The organism is Pantoea wallisii, from assembly GCF_002095485.1.
In the GTDB taxonomy this organism is placed as follows: domain Bacteria; phylum Pseudomonadota; class Gammaproteobacteria; order Enterobacterales; family Enterobacteriaceae; genus Pantoea; species Pantoea wallisii.
Genome location: NZ_MLFS01000033.1, coordinates 13,604 through 31,378, shown reverse-complemented (window position 1 = coordinate 31,378; position 17,775 = coordinate 13,604). Strand labels below are relative to the sequence as shown.

The window sequence follows — 17,775 nt, the reverse complement described above, 5'->3', positions numbered from 1 at the left end:
CTTTACGTCAGCTGCCCGGATAAATATGTGACTAATTTCACTATCAATAATGAAACTTGCAGTAAGAACAAAAATTAATGTGACTTAAATCACACATTAACGCTCTGCCCGGCTAAATTGCTACAAGCAGTGCTGTGTAACCCAGGACGGCAATGTTAATAGAGAAGCAGAACCTGTAATCCGATCCCTCTGTACCTTACGCCAGCCTTGCCTGTTGGCCAGGCTATAGTTACGTGATTGCGCATTTGCCAGCACGGAGAGAACAATGAAAACTGAAGACAATATGGCACAAAAATCAGCGCCCGGCGGCTTTGCGCCAGCGGTTCAGCCCACGGCCAGCAGCACTATTACCACCCGCAGCGAGGCGATTCACGCCGGCGAAACCTCGGTGCCAAGCCAGGGCGAAAATCTGCCCGCTTACTATGCCCGTCCCAAAAATTATGAAGGCACGCTGCCCGTGGTGTTGGTAGTGCAGGAAATCTTTGGCGTGCATGAGCATATTCGCGACATCTGCCGTCGCCTGGCGCTGGAGGGGTATCTCGCGGTCGCGCCGGAGCTCTACTTCCGCGAAGGCGACCCGAACGATTACAACGACATCCCTACGCTGTTTAAAGAGCTGGTCAGCAAGGTACCCGATACGCAGGTGCTCTCCGACCTCGATCATGTCGCCAACTGGGCGGCGCGCCACGACGGAGATATTCGTCGTATGGCGATCACCGGTTTCTGCTGGGGCGGCCGTATCAGCTGGCTGTTCGCCGCACACAATCCGCAGGTGCGCGCCGCCGCAGCCTGGTATGGTCGCCTGGAGGGGGAGAAGACGCTGAAGCAGCAGAAGCATCCGATTGACGTCGCCGTGGATTTGAATGCGCCGGTACTGGGTTTGTACGGCGGGCAGGATGAGAGCATCCCGCTGGAGAGTATCGATAAGATGCGCCAGGCGCTGCACGCCGCCAACGCCAAAGCAGAGATTGTGGTATACCCGGAAGCCGGCCATGCGTTTAACGCAGACTACCGTCCGAGCTACCACGCAGAGTCTGCCAACGATGGCTGGCAGCGCATGCTGGCATGGTTTGCACAGTATGGCGTTGCGCCAAACGCATAACAAAAAGGGGCGCACAGGCGCCCCGCTCTCTTTTTATCCGCCTGTTAGCTAAGCGCACGCAGGTTTTGCGCGGCTTTAACCATGTTCGCCAGCGCCTGACGCGTCTCACTCCAGCCGCGGGTTTTCAGCCCGCAGTCCGGGTTGACCCACAAGCGCTCTGGCGGAATGTTCCGCGCCGCTTTGCGCAGCAACTCCTCCATCCACGTTACGCCGGGAACATTTGGCGAGTGAATGTCATACACGCCCGGTCCGATTTCGTTGGGGTACTCAAACGCTTTGAACGCCTCCAGAAGATCCATATCTGAACGTGAGGTTTCGATGGTAATCACATCGGCATCCAGCGCGGCGATCGAATCCATGATGTCGTTGAACTCGCAGTAACACATGTGGGTGTGAATCTGCGTCTCATCCTGCGCGACAGCGGCGTTCAGGCGGAAAGCGTCAACGGCCCAGGTCAGATAGGCGGCCCAGTCAGACTGATGCAGCGGCAACCCTTCGCGCAGCGCCGGTTCATCAATCTGGATGATACCGATACCCGCCTGCTCCAGATCCGCCACTTCGTCACGCAGCGCCAGCGCAATTTGTTTCGCAATGGTTTCGCGGCTCACATCCTCACGCGGGAAGGACCAGCAGAGAATGGTCACCGGGCCGGTCAGCATTCCTTTCACCGGTTTGTCGGTCAGCGACTGGGCATATCTGGCCCACTCCACGGTGATTGGCGCCGGACGGCTGATATCTCCGATGATGATCGGTGGCTTCACGCAGCGTGAACCATAGCTCTGCACCCAGCCGTTCTGGGTAAACACAAAGCCATCAAGGTTTTCGCCAAAGTACTCCACCATGTCATTACGCTCCGCTTCACCGTGCACCAGCACATCAAGCCCCAAACGCTCCTGCTCGGCAATCGCCTGTTTAATGTGCTCTGCGATGCCGGTACGATAGCGGCCGCCGTCAATATTGCCTTTTTTGAAGTCGAGACGCAGGCCGCGAATCTCCGTGGTTTGCGGGAATGAGCCGATGGTAGTGGTCGGCCAGGCTGGCAGGTTGAAGCGGTGGCGCTGCGCTTTTGCGCGCTCGGTGTAGGCGCTGCGGCGTTCAGTATCGCTGGCCTGGATCGTTGCCAGACGCTGCGCCACGGCCGCGTTGTGTACGCGTGAAGAGTGCGCGCGTGCGTGAACTGGCGCGCTCCACGCCGTCAGCGAAGCCGCATCATGGTTATTCAGCGCCGTGCTCAGCAGCGCCAGTTCAGTACACTTCTGCAGCGCGAACGCAAACCAGCTTTTGACTTCATCATCCAGCCGCGTTTCCACACTCAGGTCAATGGGGCTGTGCAGAAGCGAGCAGGATGACCCGATCCACAGCTGTTTCCGCTGACTGACCAATGGCTGCAGGCGTTCAAACCAGCGGCTAAGATCGGCGCGCCAGACGTTGCGGCCGTTGATTATGCCCAGCGACAGCAGCCACTCTGCGGGGAGCTGCTGGTTCAGCTGCTGAATATCATCCTTGCCGTGTACCAGATCGACATGCAGGCCCTGCACCGGCAGCGTGTTGATAACATCAAGATTCTGACCGATGCTGTCGAAGTAGGTTGTCAGCAGCAGTTTTACCTCGCCCTGCAGCGCACGGTACGCTGGTGCGAACGCCTCGCGCCATGCCTGCGGCAGCTCCAGCGCCAGTGCCGGTTCGTCAATCTGTACCCACTCAATATTGCGCTTTTTCAGTTCGTGCAGGAGTTGCTGGTAAACCGGCAGAATCTCCTGCAGCAGCGTCAGACGATCAAACGTCTCCCCCTTCACTTTCCCCAGCCACAGGTACGTTACCGGGCCGAGCAGCACCGGCTTGATGGTGTGACCGAGCGCCAGCGCTTCGTCCACTTCATCCAGCAGTTGCGTCCAGGTGAGGCTGAACTGCTGCCCTTTGGTGAACTCCGGCACCATATAGTGATAATTGGTGTTAAACCACTTGGTCATCTCTGCGGCGGCGGCGGGCTCGCCAGTGGGTGCCCGGCCCCGGGCAATGCGAAACAGGGTATCGAGATCCACTGAGCCATCTTTATTCTGGTGACGCGCCGGCACATTGCCGAGCAGCAGGCTGGTGGTGAGAACGTGATCGTACCAGGCGAAATCACCCACCGGCAGGAGGTCCACACCCGCCTCCTTCTGCTGTTGCCAGTGACGCGCACGCAATTCGCGACCCACGGCCTGCAGCTCTTCTTGTGAGCTATTACCTGCCCAGTAGCTTTCCTGTGCTTTCTTCAGTTCACGACGCAGACCAACGCGTGGGAAACCGAGGGTGTGGTTTAGAATGGTCATCAGATACTCTCCAGATATGCTTCGCTTTGCTGCGGGTTCTGGCTGAACAAACCGAAAGGGCAATAGTGCTTACCTGAGATGTTTAGCCGTCCAGATGTTTACACCGCTATAATCTGCGGGTACTGTATGCTCCTCAAGCGCAATTTGTTCAATCCGATGTGAAGGACTCTCATGATCGAACTCAAACACCTGCGGACGCTGCAGGCGCTGCGGAATACCGGTTCGTTAGCCGCCGCCGCTGCCCAGCTCCATCAGACGCAATCGGCGTTGTCTCACCAGTTCAGCGATCTGGAGCAGCGGCTGGGTTTCCGGCTGTTTGTGCGTAAGAGCCAGCCATTACGTTTTACGCCGCAGGGTGAAATTTTGCTGCAGCTGGCAGAGCAGATTCTGCCGCAGATTCAGCAGGCGCTGCAGGCATGCCATGAGCCGCACCAGACAACGCTGCGCATCGCGATTGAGTGCCACAGCTGCATTCAGTGGCTCACGCCCGCGCTGAACAATTTCCGTCAGAGCTGGCCGCAGGTGGCGGTGGATTTCAAATCGGGCGTGACCTTTGATCCGCAGCCCGCTTTACAGCAGGGCGAGCTGGATGTGGTGCTGACGTCAGATATCTTGCCGCGCAGCGGGCTGTTTTACTCACCGATGTTTGATTTCGAGGTGCGCCTGGTGCTGGCGCCGGATCATCCGCTGGCGCGGCTTGAGCACATCTCACCGGAGGATCTGGCCAGTGAAGTCTTGATGATTTACCCGGTACAGCGTCAGCGTCTGGATGTGTGGCGCCATTTCCTGCAGCCTGCGGGCGTAAGTCCGGCTCTGAAAAGCGTGGATAACACGCTGCTGCTGATTCAGATGGTGTCGGCGGGCATGGGAATTGCCGCCCTGCCACACTGGGTGGTTGAGAGTTTTGAGAAGCAGGGGCTGGTGGTTACCCGCACGCTGGGCGAAGGCCTGTGGAGCCGCCTGTACGCGGCCGTGCGCGACGGTGAGCAGCGTCAGCCGGTGCTGGAAGCCTTTGTGCGATTTGCCCGCCAGCACGCCTGTGAGCATCTGCCCTTTGTGCGTGACGCCGCGCGTCCGGGCTCACTGCAGTCGGTTTCTTCCTGATTAAGCGGGCGGCGCACGTCGCCCGTGCTGTTATCCCCGCCCCGCCTGCTCTATAATGCGCCGCCTTATTCGCTACCCGGAGAGTTTCACCATGACCAATAACGATGTTCTGCGCAGCGTGCGCTATATGCTTGATTTGAGCGATAGCAAAGTGGTGGAGATTTTTGCCCTGGCGGGAAGCGATGTGCCGCTGGAGGATGTGCAGGCCTGGCTGAAGAAGGATGATGACGCCGCTTTCCGTAAGCTGCCGGATGTGCTGATGGGTTATTTCCTTAACGGGTTGATCTTCTATCGTCGCGGTAAGAGCGAGGATGCGCCTGCGCCGTCGATTGAGCGCCGCATGACAAACAATATCTTCCTGAAGAAACTGCGCATCGCCTTTGCACTGAAAACCACCGATATCCCCGATATTCTGCTCAGGGCGAATTTTAAAGTGTCGCAGGGCGAAATCGGGGCGATTTTCCGTAATCCGGATCACAAGAACTACCGCGAGTGCGGCGACCAGATTCTGCGTAACTTCCTCAAGGGATTAACGCTGGTGCAGCGCCCGACCACGCCGGCCAAAAAGGCTAAGGGCGTCTGAGTAGCCTGCCAGGCCCGCTGGCGGCCCGGCACGCTACCGATCTCAAACCGGGCGAAGCGCGCCCGGCGACATTACGGCTGGCGCTTGCCAAGTATCCAGCGCTTATGCACATAAAGCGATGCGAAAATCACTATCGCACCCGCGATAAAGCTTGGCCAGTGCGGCTTTTGCTGCCAGATAGCCAGATTCACCAGCAGGCCTGCCGGCACGTGCATATTGTTCATGATCCCCAGCGTGCCGGCATCAACCTGCGTGGCACCATAGTTCCACATGAAATACCCCAGCCCGGAAGCGGCGACTCCCAGCCAGACCAGAATGCCCCACTGCAGTGACGTGGTCGGCAGTTTGTTCGGATTGCCCCACATGCCCCATGCCAGCGCCGCAATCAGCACCGCGCCCAGATAGAACCAGGAAAACGCCGTATGCTGCGGCATTGGCCGGATCTCCTGTAAACGCTTATAGCCCACCATGCCAATAGCAAAGCAGAGGTTCGCGGCCTGCACCAGCATCAACCCAAACCAGAAGTGCTCGCTGACCTGGTCGTAGCGAATGATCGCCGCGCCGGCCACCGCCAGCAGCGCGCTGAAAGCGTAGCCAATGCGCAACGGGCGCTTACTGAGCAGATCGTAAATCAGCGTGATATAGAGCGGCGTCATCACGGTAAACAGCAGGAACTCTGAGACACTAAGATAGAGATAGGCTTCGAAACTGATCAGGTACATGATGCCGAGCTGCAGCATGCCAACCAGCATATAGAGCAGAAGCGTGGAGGCGCGATAGCCACGCCAGCGCAGGAATGGCAGAAAAACCAGCGCAGCCAGCCCAAGCCGCATCAGCACCGAGAACCAGGTATCAACCTGTCCCGCCAGATACTCGCCGATTAAGCTAAAGGAAAAAGCCCACAGAATGGTGGTAACGATCAGTAACAGCACGGTAAAGGATCCCAAAATCAATAATACCGCTAGTGTAAACAAACTGCGCAGCCGGCACTGATTTATCTGGTTTACAAGCGGACAAAATTCACTCTTCCAATTGCATGCATTTGCCCTGCTATGCCAGGGTCTGACAAGCCAAAGGCGTTTACGCTGCGTTAACGCGCCACGCTGGCAAAAATGCGCGAATACCAACATTTTTTGGTTTTTATCGCTCTCAATTGTCATAAAACTGTAACATATGTGTCACACATCACAGTAACTGCACGTAACCATCACTATCCTTTGCGCGAAATGGAAACGGGCTGTCTCCATTTATATTTGTCCGACTTCACTGCCCAACCTGCTGGGAATCCATAACTATATTGCGCCCCCGGAGGGCCATCTACATGTTAAGTATCTTTAAACCTGCACCGCATCAGCCCCAGGTGGCCGATGATCGTGTTGATCCGCTCTATCGCCGCCTGCGCTGGCAAATCTTCCTGGGCATCTTCTTCGGCTATGCCGCTTACTATCTGGTGCGGAAAAACTTTGCGCTGGCGATGCCGTATCTGGTTGAGCAAGGCTTTTCCCGTGGCGATCTCGGTTTTGCGCTATCGGGGATCTCCATCGCCTACGGCTTTTCCAAGTTCATTATGGGCTCGGTTTCGGATCGCTCGAACCCGCGCGTATTTTTACCCGCGGGCTTAATTTTGGCGGCAGCGGTGATGCTGTTCATGGGCTTCGTGCCGTGGGCGACATCAAGCATCATGGTGATGTTTGTGCTGCTGTTCCTGTGCGGCTGGTTCCAGGGCATGGGCTGGCCACCGTGCGGACGCACCATGGTGCACTGGTGGTCGCAAAAGGAGCGCGGCGGGATTGTCTCCGTATGGAACTGCGCGCATAACGTTGGCGGTGGTCTTCCGCCACTCCTGTTCCTGCTGGGCATGGCATGGTTTAACGACTGGAAAGCGGCCCTGTATATGCCGGCATTTGGCGCGATCCTTGTCGCCATCATTGCGTTTGCCCTGATGCGCGATACGCCGCAGTCGTGCGGTCTGCCGCCAATTGAGGCTTACAAAAATGACTATCCGCCAGACTATAACGAAGAGCATGAGCAGGAGCTGACGGCGAAGCAGATTTTCATGCAGTACGTGCTGCCGAATAAGTTGCTGTGGTATATCGCGCTGGCGAATGTGTTTGTCTACCTGCTGCGCTACGGCATTCTTGACTGGTCACCGACCTACCTGAAAGAGGTAAAACACTTCACGCTGGATAAATCTTCGTGGGCCTACTTCCTGTATGAGTACGCCGGTATTCCCGGTACGCTGCTGTGTGGCTGGATGTCAGACAAGGTTTTCCGCGGCAACCGTGGTGCCACGGGCGTGTTCTTTATGACGCTGGTGACTATCGCGACCATCGTTTACTGGCTTAACCCACCGGGCAACCCTGGCATCGATATGCTCTGTATGATCGTTATCGGCTTCCTGATTTACGGTCCGGTGATGCTGATTGGCCTGCACGCGCTGGAGCTGGCTCCGAAGAAAGCCGCCGGTACTGCAGCCGGCTTTACGGGGCTGTTCGGTTATCTGGGTGGTTCCGTGGCGGCAAGTGCGATTGTTGGTTATACCGTGGATTACTTTGGCTGGGACGGCGGCTTTATGGTGATGATTGCCGGTTCGGTTCTGGCAGTGATCCTGCTGCTGCTCACCATGGTGAACGAGCATAAGCATAAGAAGCAGATGGCCTGATTGAGGGCGGGAACGATGGCGGCGGCCCTGCTGCCGCCATCACCCCAATCATTCGTAGTGGCGACCCGGCAGGGCCGCCAGCCGCTCTCAGGAGAGAAACAGCTTACGCAAGGTATGCGGCACCGCATCCTCTGCGTTGCTGCCAATCACCTCCAGCGTGGGCAATGTATCCTTCAGACGCTGATAAGCGTTGCGCATAATGCAGCCCTTGCCTGCCATGCTCAGCATCTCTACATCATTCATACCATCACCAAAAGCAATGCACTCCTTCAGCGAATGGCCAAGCTGCTTTGCCACCGCCTCTAACGCATGGCCTTTCGACACGCCACCCGCCATCACCTCCAGACAGGTCGGCAGAGAGAAACTCACATTAACGCGATCGCCCCAGCGGGCCTCAATGGCCTGCTCCAGCGGGATCAGATGCTGCGGATCGGTACAGGTAAAGAACACTTTGCTGATGCCGTCGGTCGGCAGCATACCCGGCTGATAGACCTCATAGTTGAACACCGACTCCTGAAAAAAGTCCTCTTCATCCGGATTATGGCGGCTCATATACCACTCATCATCACGGTAAACATGGGTCAGGATATGTTCATTGTGATACTGCAGGCCGTACAGTTCGCTGGCGATATCCGCGTCGAGGTTATGGCTGAACACCAGCTCGCCCGCTGCATTGTGCACGCGCGCGCCGTTGGAGGTGATCATATAAGCCGGAATGCCCAGCTTATCGCGCATCTGTCCGACATCAATGTAGTGGCGGCCGGTGGCAAAAATAAAATGAACATCCTGTGCCACCAGCGCCTGCAGCGTGGTGCGTGCGAAAGGGGTCAGACGGTGTTCCGGTGAAAGCAGCGTGCCATCCAGGTCGGATGCGACGATGTGGTACATGTAAACCTCTGGTAATGATGTCAAAAGTGGCAATTCAGGAAACGGGGCGCTCAAAGAAATCGATCACCGCGTTAAGGGCTTCGGCGCGCATAGCGTCTGTTTCAAACAGGATCTCATGACGCGCGCCCTGGATGATATATGGCGTCGTGCCGGCGACCGGATGCCCGGCTTCGGCCATCGCGGCGCAGAAAATATCCTGTGAGCGGTTATCCACCACGTCATCCTCGCTGGCCTGCAGCAGCAGCGTCGGCGTGGTAATTTTATCCACCTGACTGAGGATGCTGCGCCCGGCCTGCACGCCTTCGCGCACCCAGTGATAGGTCGGTCCGCCCACGCGGATCGCCGGGTCGTCGGCGTAAAAACGCAGATTACGCCGATAGCGCTCGCGGCTGTGCGTCAGCCGATTGATGCCAAACGGGTGCGCACGCCAGCGGCCGGTGCCGAGCGCATAGCCGTCACGCAGCACCGGTAATTTTTCTGCCCAGTCCAGAATGCGGTGGGCGAGAAACGGCGGCAGCGGCAGTACAATACCGAACATGGGCGCGCAAAACACAGCAGCATGAAAGGCCTGCGGCTGTCGCGCCAGGAACAGCGCCAGAATCGCACCGCCCATTGAGTGGGCCAGCACATAGCGCTGCTGATAGTGGTTGCTGACGATCTCTTTCAGATACAGCGTCTCCAGATCGTCAACGTAGTGACTGAACTCCACGACATGGCCGCGATGCGAATCCGCCAGCAGACGATCGGAGCGCCCCTGACCGCGGTGGTCAACGATCACCACATCATAGCCGCAGTGGAACAGATCGTAAGCCAGCTCGGGGTATTTGATGTAGCTCTCAATACGGCCCGGCACAATCAGAATGACACGGCGATGTTGCGGTGAAGTGAAACGCACATAGCGAATCTTCAGGTTACCGACGCCGGTGAATTCACACTCTTCACGCTGACGCCAGAAGTCCAGCAGCGGGCCGGTGGCAAAGGCTGAAAACCCTTTTTCACGCCCGAGCCAACTCTGTTTATGCTGCTGCATCTCTCCCCCTGAAAAAAACGTCAAGAGCGGGCCGTCACGTAATAGCCCGCCGCGATTTTCTGGCGTATTGTGTCACACTTCGCTCTCTTCAGGGAATGTCACACATGACCATTGAATGGTGGTTAACCTACCTGCTAACCACAACTATCCTCAGCCTTTCACCGGGTTCCGGCGCCATTAATACCATGAGCACCGGCATCAGCCACGGCTATCGCGGAACGGCAGCGTCGATCACCGGCCTGCAGCTTGGTCTGGCGGTGCATATTGTGCTGGTGGGCGCCGGGTTAGGTGCGCTGTTCTCACAGTCGATGCTGGCGTTCGAGATTCTGAAATGGGCAGGAGCGGCTTATCTGGTGTGGCTGGGTATTCAGCAGTGGCGGGCGGCAGGCGGCATTGATCTGAATGCGGTGGCAAAAGCCATGCCGCGCCGCCGTCTGTTTCAGCGCGCGCTGCTGGTGAATCTCACCAACCCGAAAAGCATCGTGTTTCTCGCAGCCCTGTTCCCGCAGTTTATCGTGCCACATCAGCCGCAGCTGATGCAGTATCTGGTGCTTGGCGTCACGACCATTGTGGTCGATATCATTGTGATGATTGGCTACGCCACGCTGGCGACACGCATTGCTGGCTGGATTAAAGGTCCGAAGCAGATGAAGCTGCTGAACCGGATATTTGGCGGACTATTTATGGCGGTTGGCGCGCTGTTGGCGAGCGCGCGTAAAATAGCGTAAGACGTTTTGAGGCTTTTCGCATTCGTGGTAAACCGTGGGTGGCGCAGCCAGTTCGGTGCCGGCCAGCGCACAGCCCCCGGAGCGTACAGGTAGTACGTGAGGAGGGCGAGCACTGCCCGGTACCAAAATGGCAAGTAAACCAGGTTTACCGGGAGATAATTAAGTGGATACCGAAACCGGCAAACAGGACTCCGGCTACACCATCCACCCACTTCGCCATCCGCTGATACTTATCACGCATCCACGGCAGCGCAAAAATCGCTGCTACTACGGTAAACCATGCAAATGTCTCACCTACAATCAGCAGGAACAATCCCCAGCGCTCCATCGCGCCGACGTCGTTACCGACAAACAGCGAGAACACGCTACCAAAGTAGATGATGGCTTTCGGGTTTGACAGATTCGTCAGGAAACCTTTCAGGAAGCTCATGCCTCTTTTCGGCAGTTCAACCATCTGCGCTTCCGCCTGCGGCTGTTTGTGTCGTTGACGCGCCGAGCGCATCAGCTGCCAGCCCATCCACAGCAGATACAGACCGCCGCCAACCATGATGATCTCATGCAGCCACGCCATTTTCTGCAGAATCAGATGCAGGCCCATCAGCGCCACGCCCGCCCAAATCACGATCCCTAACGTAATACCGAATACGCCCATCATCGCCTCTTTGCGCGATCGGCTGGCCGCCGTTTGTGATACAAAAAAGAAGTCCGGCCCCGGACTCATCAGCGCAACCAGATGCACCAGCGCGACGGTGGCAAATAACATCAACATGGTCTGTTTCCCTTACTCTTCATCAAGATGCTCTTTGATCATCACCAGGAACGGCTTACCAAAACGCTCCAGCTTGCGATGACCGACACCGTTCACGCTCAGCATTTCTGAGGCACTTACCGGCAACTGTTCCGCCATTTCAATCAGCGTGGCGTCATTAAACACCACATAGGGTGGAATATTCTCTTCATCGGCGATGGCTTTACGCAGCTTGCGCAGTTTGGCAAACAGCTTGCGATCGTAATTGCCGCCGTAAACTTTGGGCGAACTGCTGCGGCTTTTCACCGTGGCGACACGCGGCACCGCCAGCATCAGCGGCACGTCAGCACGCAGCACCGGGCGCGCCGCTTCGGTCAGCTGCAGCGCCGAATGCATGGCGATATTTTGCGTCACCATGCCAAGGTGAATCAGCTGGCGCAGCACGCTCACCCAGTGCTCCTGACTCTGCTCACGCCCTATACCGTAGACCGGCAGCTTGTCGTGACCGTTATCGCGAATACGCTGGTTGGTCGAGCCGCGCAGTACTTCGACAATATAACTCATACCAAACCGCTGCCCGGTACGATAAATGCCTGACAGCGCTTTTTGTGCTTCCACCAGCCCGTCATAACGGCGCGGCGGGTCAAGACAGATATCGCAGTTGCCGCACGGCTGCTGGCGACCTTCGCCGAAGTAGTTCAGCAGCACCAGACGGCGGCAGGTTTGCGCTTCGGCAAACGCGCCCATGGCGTTGAGTTTATGACGCTCAATGTCCTGTAACGGGCCCGGCATCTTCTCTTCCAGACACTTGCGCAGCCACGCCATATCAGCCGGGTCGTACAGCATCATCGCTTCGGCCGGCAGGCCGTCACGTCCGGCGCGGCCAGTCTCCTGATAGTAGGATTCAATATTGCGCGGAATATCGAAATGCACCACGAAACGCACGTTAGGCTTGTTGATGCCCATACCAAAGGCCACGGTTGCGACCACAATCTGCAGATCGTCGCGCTGGAACGCTTCCTGCACGCGCGCACGCTGTTCGCTTTCGATACCGGCATGATAAGCCCCGACGCTGATGCCGCGGCTTTGCAGGCGCGCAGCGGTGTCTTCCACTTTGGCACGGCTGTTACAGTAAATGATGCCGCTTTTGCCGCGCTGATCCTGCACGTAGCGCAGCAGCTGATCGGTCGGTTTGAACTTCTCCACCAGCGTATAGCGGATATTTGGCCGATCAAAGCTGCTGACCTGAATCAGCGGGTCATCCATCTGCAGCAGATGCGCGATATCGTTGCGGGTGGTTTCGTCGGCGGTAGCGGTCAGCGCCATCACCGGCAGCGCCGGGAAGCGCTGGCGCAGCTGGCCAAGAGCGCCATACTCCGGACGGAAATCGTGGCCCCACTGGGAAATACAGTGCGCTTCATCGACCGCCAGCATCACCGGATTCCAGTGCTGCAAGCTATCAAGGAAGTTATCCATCATCAGGCGCTCTGGGGCGATGTAGAGCAGCTTCAGCTTGCCGGTACGGCAGTCAGCAAAGACCTGCTGCTGCTGCTCGCGCGTCTGCGTCGAGTTAAGGCACGCTGCCGCTACGCCGTTAGCCAGCAGCTGGTCCACCTGATCTTTCATCAGTGAAATCAGCGGCGAAACCACCAGCGTCAGCCCTTCGCGCACCAGCGCCGGGATCTGATAGCACAGCGATTTGCCGCCGCCGGTTGGCATCACCACCAGACAGTCCCGTCCGGCCAGGGCGGTTTCAATGATGGTTTGCTGACCCGGACGGAACTGCTGGTAGCCGAAGGTATCCTGTAATACCTGCTGCGCCAGCGTTTCCTGATTGAGCACTGCCGATGTTGCCACGGTAATCCTGTTTTGACTGGTTAGAACAGATCGTTCAGCGTAACGCCAACGCCCAAGCGCGTCTGGCGGTGGTTATAGTCGATAAGCGATTCACCATAACCGCTGAACAGTTGCGTATAAAAGCGCACATGTTCGGTAATCGGATAGCTCCAGGCGAATGTCGCGCCGCCATAGCCGCTATTCCAGTTGTAGGTGCCTTCCACGCTGAAAATGCTGTCGCCCAGCATGTAGCCGAGCTTCGCGCGGTAGTAACCCATGTATTTTGTGATGTCCGGATTATCATCATTGCTGGCGCTCTCCGGCAGACGATACCAGGGCTTAATTTCCGCAAGGAAGTTGCCGTTTTCCGCCATCAGGCGCGCATACGCGCGGTTCCAGCTGCGTGAAGTGGGATCGCTGCGGCCATTGGACTCATGGTTCAGGCCCAGCTCAACGTCGCGTAGCGTCCAGCCACCCAGCGAATAGTCGGTTGCCCAGCCGAGGAAAATCTGCGGCTCATAGTTGGTTTCACGGAACGGCGATGAGGCGCCCCGGTTTGAGAGCTGCCACCACGAGCGCTGCGTGTAAGACGCCGCCAGCACCGAGTTGTCGCCCAGAATGCCACGCCATAGCGGAAATGCCAGGCTGAGCTGGAATTTTACTTCATCTTTTTTAGCTTTGTCTGCCCAACTGTACGAAGAGATGGCCTCTTTATTCATGTCGCTGGTGTAGGTATAAAGCAAATAGTTGTTTTCGTAGGGATAAAGCACGAAGGGGTTATCGTGTTTTTCCAGCAGGTTAGCGATAATGCTGCCCTTCACTGCCGGCGCATCGTGCACCTCTTTTATTGTTGCTTCATCAGCCTGCGCCAGCGCAGGAAGGGTTAATGCCGCTGCCAGCAAGGCGTACTGCTTACGCATAAAGTTCTCCAGGGCGCTGCGTGTGGACATCGTCAGGGCGACGGTTCAAAAAGCAGGCCATTCTACACGCAAAGCGAGTGGTTGATCAGCGCCGATTTTTGAAACTGGAAAGCAGCGCGAACGCGGCATAATATACACAATTCTTTAACATCCGAGGCAGGAACTATGTCATCTGTGATGCTGACACAGCAGGAAGCTCGCCGGCTGATCGGCGAAATCTTTGTTTATCATATGCCCTTTAATCAGGCGCTGGGCCTGGAGCTGGATCGGCTGGAAGCGGAGTACGCCGAGCTCGGCTTCGCCAATAAAACCATGCTGGTGGGCAATGCCGCGCAGCAGATTCTGCACGGCGGCGTTATCGCTTCGGTACTGGATGTCGCCGCCGGGCTGGTGTGCGTCAGCCATGCGCTTTCGCGTCAGGAGAGCATCAGCGAAGAGGAGCTGCGCCAGCGCCTGTCGCGCATGGGCACGATCGACATGCGCGTGGACTATCTGCGTCCCGGACGCGGCGAGCGCTTTGTCGCCACCAGCAGCCTGCTGCGCGCCGGCAACAAAGTGGCGGTGGCCCGCGTCGAACTTCACAATCAGCAGGGCGATTACATCGCTACGGCTACTGCGACCTATCTTATAGGTTAATCCCTTTCCGGCGTGTCACACTCGCCGCTTTTCTGGAACAGATGATGGACTCGCAACAGACTCGTCAGGGCGTTTTCTACGCGCTTGGCGCTTATTTTATCTGGGGTATCGCGCCGGCCTATTTCAAGCTGGTGAAAGAGGTGCCACCCACCGAAATCATGACGCATCGCGTTATCTGGTCAGCGCTATTTATGCTGGTGCTGATTACCCTTAGTCGCAGCTGGCGCCAGGTGCGCAGCGTTATCGCCCAGCCCAAAAAAGTGCTGCTGCTGGCGCTGACGGCCGTGACCATTGGCGGTAACTGGCTGCTGTTTATCTGGGCGGTGAATAATCAGCATATGCTGGAGGCCAGCCTGGGCTACTTTATCAACCCGCTGATCAATGTGGTATTTGGCATGCTATTCCTGCGTGAGCGCTTCCGCCGCCTGCAGTGGCTGGCGGTGTTACTGGCCACCAGCGGCGTGCTGGTACAGTTATGGCAGTTTGGTTCGCTGCCGGTTATCGGCCTTGGCCTGGCGCTGAGCTTTGCGCTGTACGGCTGGTACGTAAAAAGATTCAGGTCGATGCGCAGAGCGGTATGCTGATCGAAACCGCGTGGCTGTTCCCGCTGGCGGCGATCTATCTGTTTGGGTTTGCCGACAGCGCCACCAGCCATCTGAGCGCCAATCCGCTTAGCCTGAACCTGAAGCTGATCGCCGCCGGAATCATTACCACCATTCCGCTGATGCTGTTTGCCGCCGCCTGCGCGCGTCTGCGCCTCTCTACCGTGGGCTTCTTTCAGTACCTGGGCCCGACGCTGATGTTCCTGCTGGCCGTGCTGTTCTACGGCGAGCAGCTAACGCCGGATAAAATGGTGACCTTCGGCTTTATCTGGCTGGCGCTGGCGCTCTTTATCCTTGATGCCGTGCTGTTCTCAGCCCGCACGCGCATGCGCAAAGCGTGAGATAAAGCGCGCCATTGCCGGGCCGGTGAGCAGAATGGTGAACAGACGCAGCGTCTGCAGCGCCATGACAAACGCGATATCGACCCGGCTGCCGGCAGCAATAATCGCTACCGTATCCAGCCCGCCCGGGCTGGTTGCCAGGTAAGCGGTCATCAGATCAACATGCAGTACGCGCGTTAACATCCAGCTAAACCGCCGCACAGCAGCATCAGCCCGATGATGGAGGCGATCATCTGTGGCAGCGTGCGCAGCGCCAGCAGAAAGATCGGGCGGGTAAAACGCAGGCCAACGCTCCAGCCAATCAGCGCATAAGCCAGCGCCAGCAGCCACTCCGGCACCTGTAAGGTCGCTACGCCAGTGCCGTGCAGCGTGGCACCGATCAGCGCAGGCAGCAGCAGTGCGCCCGAAGGGATGCGCAACGTCTGCCCGAGCCACGCGCCTGCGATCATGACGATCAACGTCACTACGAAGCCACTGTGTAGCGCCGGGAACCATATCACCTGCGCCGCTCCACCGCTGCTGCCGAGGCCAATGCGCGCCACTACCGCTGCTGCCGTGGCGACAAACAGCACGCGCAGATACTGCATAAAGGCCACCAGACGCACGTCCGCACCGAAATCCCCGGCCATCGCGACCATCGCGGATGCGCCACCCGGCGACGATCCCCAGGCGCCGGTCGGTCCGGGCAGCGAGCTGAAGCGCACCAGCAGAAAACCTGATAGCCCGCTGGCCGCCAGCGTCAGGAGCAGTACCGCCAGCACCACCGGCCAGTCCTGCAGCAGCGGCGTAAGAATAGAGGGCGATAAGCTTTGGCCAATCATGCAGCCAAGCACGGCCTGGGCCAGCACGAACAGGCGTTTATCAATGCGCACCGTGGCGCCGGATAACCCCATCGCGGTCCCGATAATCATCGGGCCCAGCAGCAGCGCAGCAGGAAGATGGAACAGCTGGAGAACACTCCCCAGCGCTAACGAAGCAATCAGCAGCAGCGTCCACTGCAGCCGCAAAGAGAAGCGCGCCATAAAGTGGGAATCAGAAAATGAGAAGAGGCAACAGGTTAGCAGATTTGCGGTAAGGCGTCAGGGGCAACAGAAAGGATAGCGGTGAACACAATCCATGAAGAGGTCGTCATGCATGACGACCCTACGCCAGAGCAGCACATTAACCAGAACCGAAAGTATTCAGAGAGTGTGTACAGACAGGGCACATCATGCACATTTCATTGTAAGGTGCGCATTCATGCGCACCCGGTCAGGTTACAGCCAGTTTTTCCGTTTGAAGTAGAGATACGGCGCCAGGCCGGCAAGAATCATCAGCCCAATCGCACCGGGATAACCGAAGCTCCACTTCAGCTCCGGCATAAACTCGAAGTTCATGCCGTAGCTGGACGCCACCAGCGTGGGCGGCAGGAACACCACTGACACCACCGAGAAGATCTTAATGATGCGGTTCTGCTCGATGTTGATAAAGCCCATCGCCGCCTGCATCAGGAAGTTTACCTTCTGGAACAGCGACTCATTGTGCGGCAGCAGCGACTCGATATCGCGCAGGATCTCACGCGCCTGCTCCAGCTGATTGCCCGGCAGACGCGCCTTACGCACCAGGAAGTTCAGCGCGCGCTGGGTATCCATCAGGCACAGCCGCACCTTCCAGCCGATATCCTCCAGCTCCGCCAGACGCGACAGCGCCTCGTCGTACTCTTCGCCCTGCTGGCCTTCCATAATTACGCGGCTGAGCTTCTCCAGCGCGCTATAGATATTTTCAATCTCATCCGCCAGCTGCTCGATTTTGGTCTCAAACAGATCCAGCAGCAGCTCATAGGCGTTACCGTCGGTCAGCTGCTGGTTGCGTGCACGCATACGGTAGAGGCGAAACGCCGGCAGCTCGCGCTCGCGCAGCGTGTACAGGCGATCTTCACGGATGGTGAATGCCACGGTGGAGTTACCCGCGTGATCTTCCGCATCTTCGAAGAAGAAGAACGAGTGAATATGCAGGCCATCTTCGTCTTCGAAAAAACGTGCCGAGGCTTCGATATCCTCCAGCTCCGGGCGCGTCGCCAGGCTCTGCCCCAGCTCGGTTTGCACGCGCTCACGCTCGCTGTCGTCCGGCTCGATCAGATCGACCCACACCGAGGTGTTCAGTTTGTCGTTATTGTCTTCCAGCTCAATACGCGTCAGGCGGTCGCGTTCGAGTTTAAATGCGCTCAGCATAGCAATACTCCCCATTGCAGATGGAATGGGACAAGGCGGTGAACCGGTGCGCCAAAGGCACAACGGGCACGGC

At 57.5% G+C, this 17,775-nt stretch carries 14 protein-coding genes and 2 pseudogenes; 7 read left to right on the top strand and 9 right to left on the bottom strand.

The annotated features are described in order from the left end of the window. Positions 1-265: 265 nt before the first annotated feature. Positions 266-1,102 carry a dienelactone hydrolase family protein gene (locus tag HA48_RS12845; protein ID WP_128601663.1) on the top strand — a complete coding sequence of 279 codons (837 nt, stop codon included), beginning with the start codon at positions 266-268 and terminating at the stop codon, positions 1,100-1,102. A 44-nt stretch (positions 1,103-1,146) separates the two neighbouring features. Here HA48_RS12845 and metE read toward each other — a convergent pair whose 3' ends face one another. Continuing rightward, positions 1,147-3,414 carry a 5-methyltetrahydropteroyltriglutamate--homocysteine S-methyltransferase gene (gene metE / locus HA48_RS12840; RefSeq protein WP_128601662.1) on the bottom strand — a complete coding sequence of 756 codons (2,268 nt, stop codon included), beginning with the start codon at positions 3,412-3,414 and terminating at the stop codon, positions 1,147-1,149. A gap of 171 nt (positions 3,415-3,585) precedes the next feature. Here metE and metR point away from each other — a divergent pair, with 171 nt between their 5' ends. Both metR and HA48_RS12830 read left to right on the top strand, forming a co-directional pair. Beyond that, positions 3,586-4,518, top strand: coding sequence for an HTH-type transcriptional regulator MetR (gene metR, locus HA48_RS12835; RefSeq protein ID WP_128601661.1), 933 nt, complete (start codon positions 3,586-3,588; stop codon positions 4,516-4,518). A gap of 91 nt (positions 4,519-4,609) precedes the next feature. After that, entirely contained in the window at positions 4,610-5,101 is a 492-nt protein-coding gene (locus HA48_RS12830) for a YehS family protein (RefSeq protein ID WP_128601660.1), read from the top strand. Between the two features lie 71 nt (positions 5,102-5,172). Here the strand turns inward: HA48_RS12830 and HA48_RS12825 are convergent, their stop codons facing one another. Then, positions 5,173-6,033, bottom strand: coding sequence for a carboxylate/amino acid/amine transporter (locus HA48_RS12825; RefSeq protein WP_128601659.1), 861 nt, complete (start codon positions 6,031-6,033; stop codon positions 5,173-5,175). A 389-nt stretch (positions 6,034-6,422) separates the two neighbouring features. Between HA48_RS12825 and glpT the strand changes: the two genes are divergently transcribed. Further along, positions 6,423-7,763 (top strand): glycerol-3-phosphate transporter, encoded by a 1,341-nt coding sequence (glpT, locus tag HA48_RS12820; protein WP_128601658.1) that lies wholly within the window; start codon positions 6,423-6,425, stop codon positions 7,761-7,763. 87 nt (positions 7,764-7,850) lie between these two features. Here glpT and yigL read toward each other — a convergent pair whose 3' ends face one another. Continuing rightward, positions 7,851-8,651: a sugar/pyridoxal phosphate phosphatase YigL gene (gene yigL / locus HA48_RS12815; protein WP_128601657.1), complete on the bottom strand. Its 801-nt coding sequence runs from the start codon at positions 8,649-8,651 to the stop codon at positions 7,851-7,853. A 34-nt stretch (positions 8,652-8,685) separates the two neighbouring features. Continuing rightward, positions 8,686-9,681: a lysophospholipase L2 gene (gene pldB / locus HA48_RS12810; protein ID WP_128601656.1), complete on the bottom strand. Its 996-nt coding sequence runs from the start codon at positions 9,679-9,681 to the stop codon at positions 8,686-8,688. A gap of 104 nt (positions 9,682-9,785) precedes the next feature. Here pldB and rhtB point away from each other — a divergent pair, with 104 nt between their 5' ends. Then, on the top strand, positions 9,786-10,409 hold the full coding sequence (gene rhtB, locus HA48_RS12805) for a homoserine/homoserine lactone efflux protein (protein WP_128601655.1): 624 nt from the start codon (positions 9,786-9,788) through the stop codon (positions 10,407-10,409). Positions 10,410-10,554: 145 nt separating this feature from the next. On the opposite strand, the gene rhtC is transcribed toward rhtB, so the two are convergent. From rhtC to pldA, 3 genes are read right to left on the bottom strand one after another with little or no spacing between them, the layout of a single operon-like run. After that, positions 10,555-11,178: a threonine export protein RhtC gene (gene rhtC / locus HA48_RS12800; RefSeq protein WP_128601654.1), complete on the bottom strand. Its 624-nt coding sequence runs from the start codon at positions 11,176-11,178 to the stop codon at positions 10,555-10,557. Between the two features lie 12 nt (positions 11,179-11,190). Beyond that, on the bottom strand, positions 11,191-13,014 hold the full coding sequence (recQ, locus tag HA48_RS12795) for an ATP-dependent DNA helicase RecQ (protein WP_128601653.1): 1,824 nt from the start codon (positions 13,012-13,014) through the stop codon (positions 11,191-11,193). Between the two features lie 20 nt (positions 13,015-13,034). Next, positions 13,035-13,913 (bottom strand): phospholipase A, encoded by an 879-nt coding sequence (pldA, locus tag HA48_RS12790; RefSeq protein WP_128601652.1) that lies wholly within the window; start codon positions 13,911-13,913, stop codon positions 13,035-13,037. Between the two features lie 165 nt (positions 13,914-14,078). Between pldA and HA48_RS12785 the strand changes: the two genes are divergently transcribed. Continuing rightward, the gene (locus HA48_RS12785) at positions 14,079-14,549 is read left to right on the top strand and encodes a thioesterase family protein (RefSeq protein WP_128601651.1); all 471 of its coding nucleotides are present in this window, start codon (positions 14,079-14,081) and stop codon (positions 14,547-14,549) included. A gap of 44 nt (positions 14,550-14,593) precedes the next feature. Next, positions 14,594-15,492 (top strand): annotated as a pseudogene (rarD, locus tag HA48_RS12780) (EamA family transporter RarD). Here rarD and HA48_RS12775 read toward each other — a convergent pair. Together HA48_RS12775 and corA are read right to left on the bottom strand one after the other, a co-directional pair. Next, positions 15,463-16,514 (bottom strand): annotated as a pseudogene (locus HA48_RS12775) (AbrB family transcriptional regulator). The pseudogenes rarD and HA48_RS12775 sit on opposite strands and share 30 nt — an antisense overlap. 234 nt (positions 16,515-16,748) lie before the next feature. Continuing rightward, positions 16,749-17,702, bottom strand: a complete 954-nt coding sequence (corA, locus tag HA48_RS12770) for a magnesium/cobalt transporter CorA (protein WP_128601650.1) — start codon at positions 17,700-17,702, stop codon at positions 16,749-16,751. Positions 17,703-17,775 lie beyond the last annotated feature (73 nt).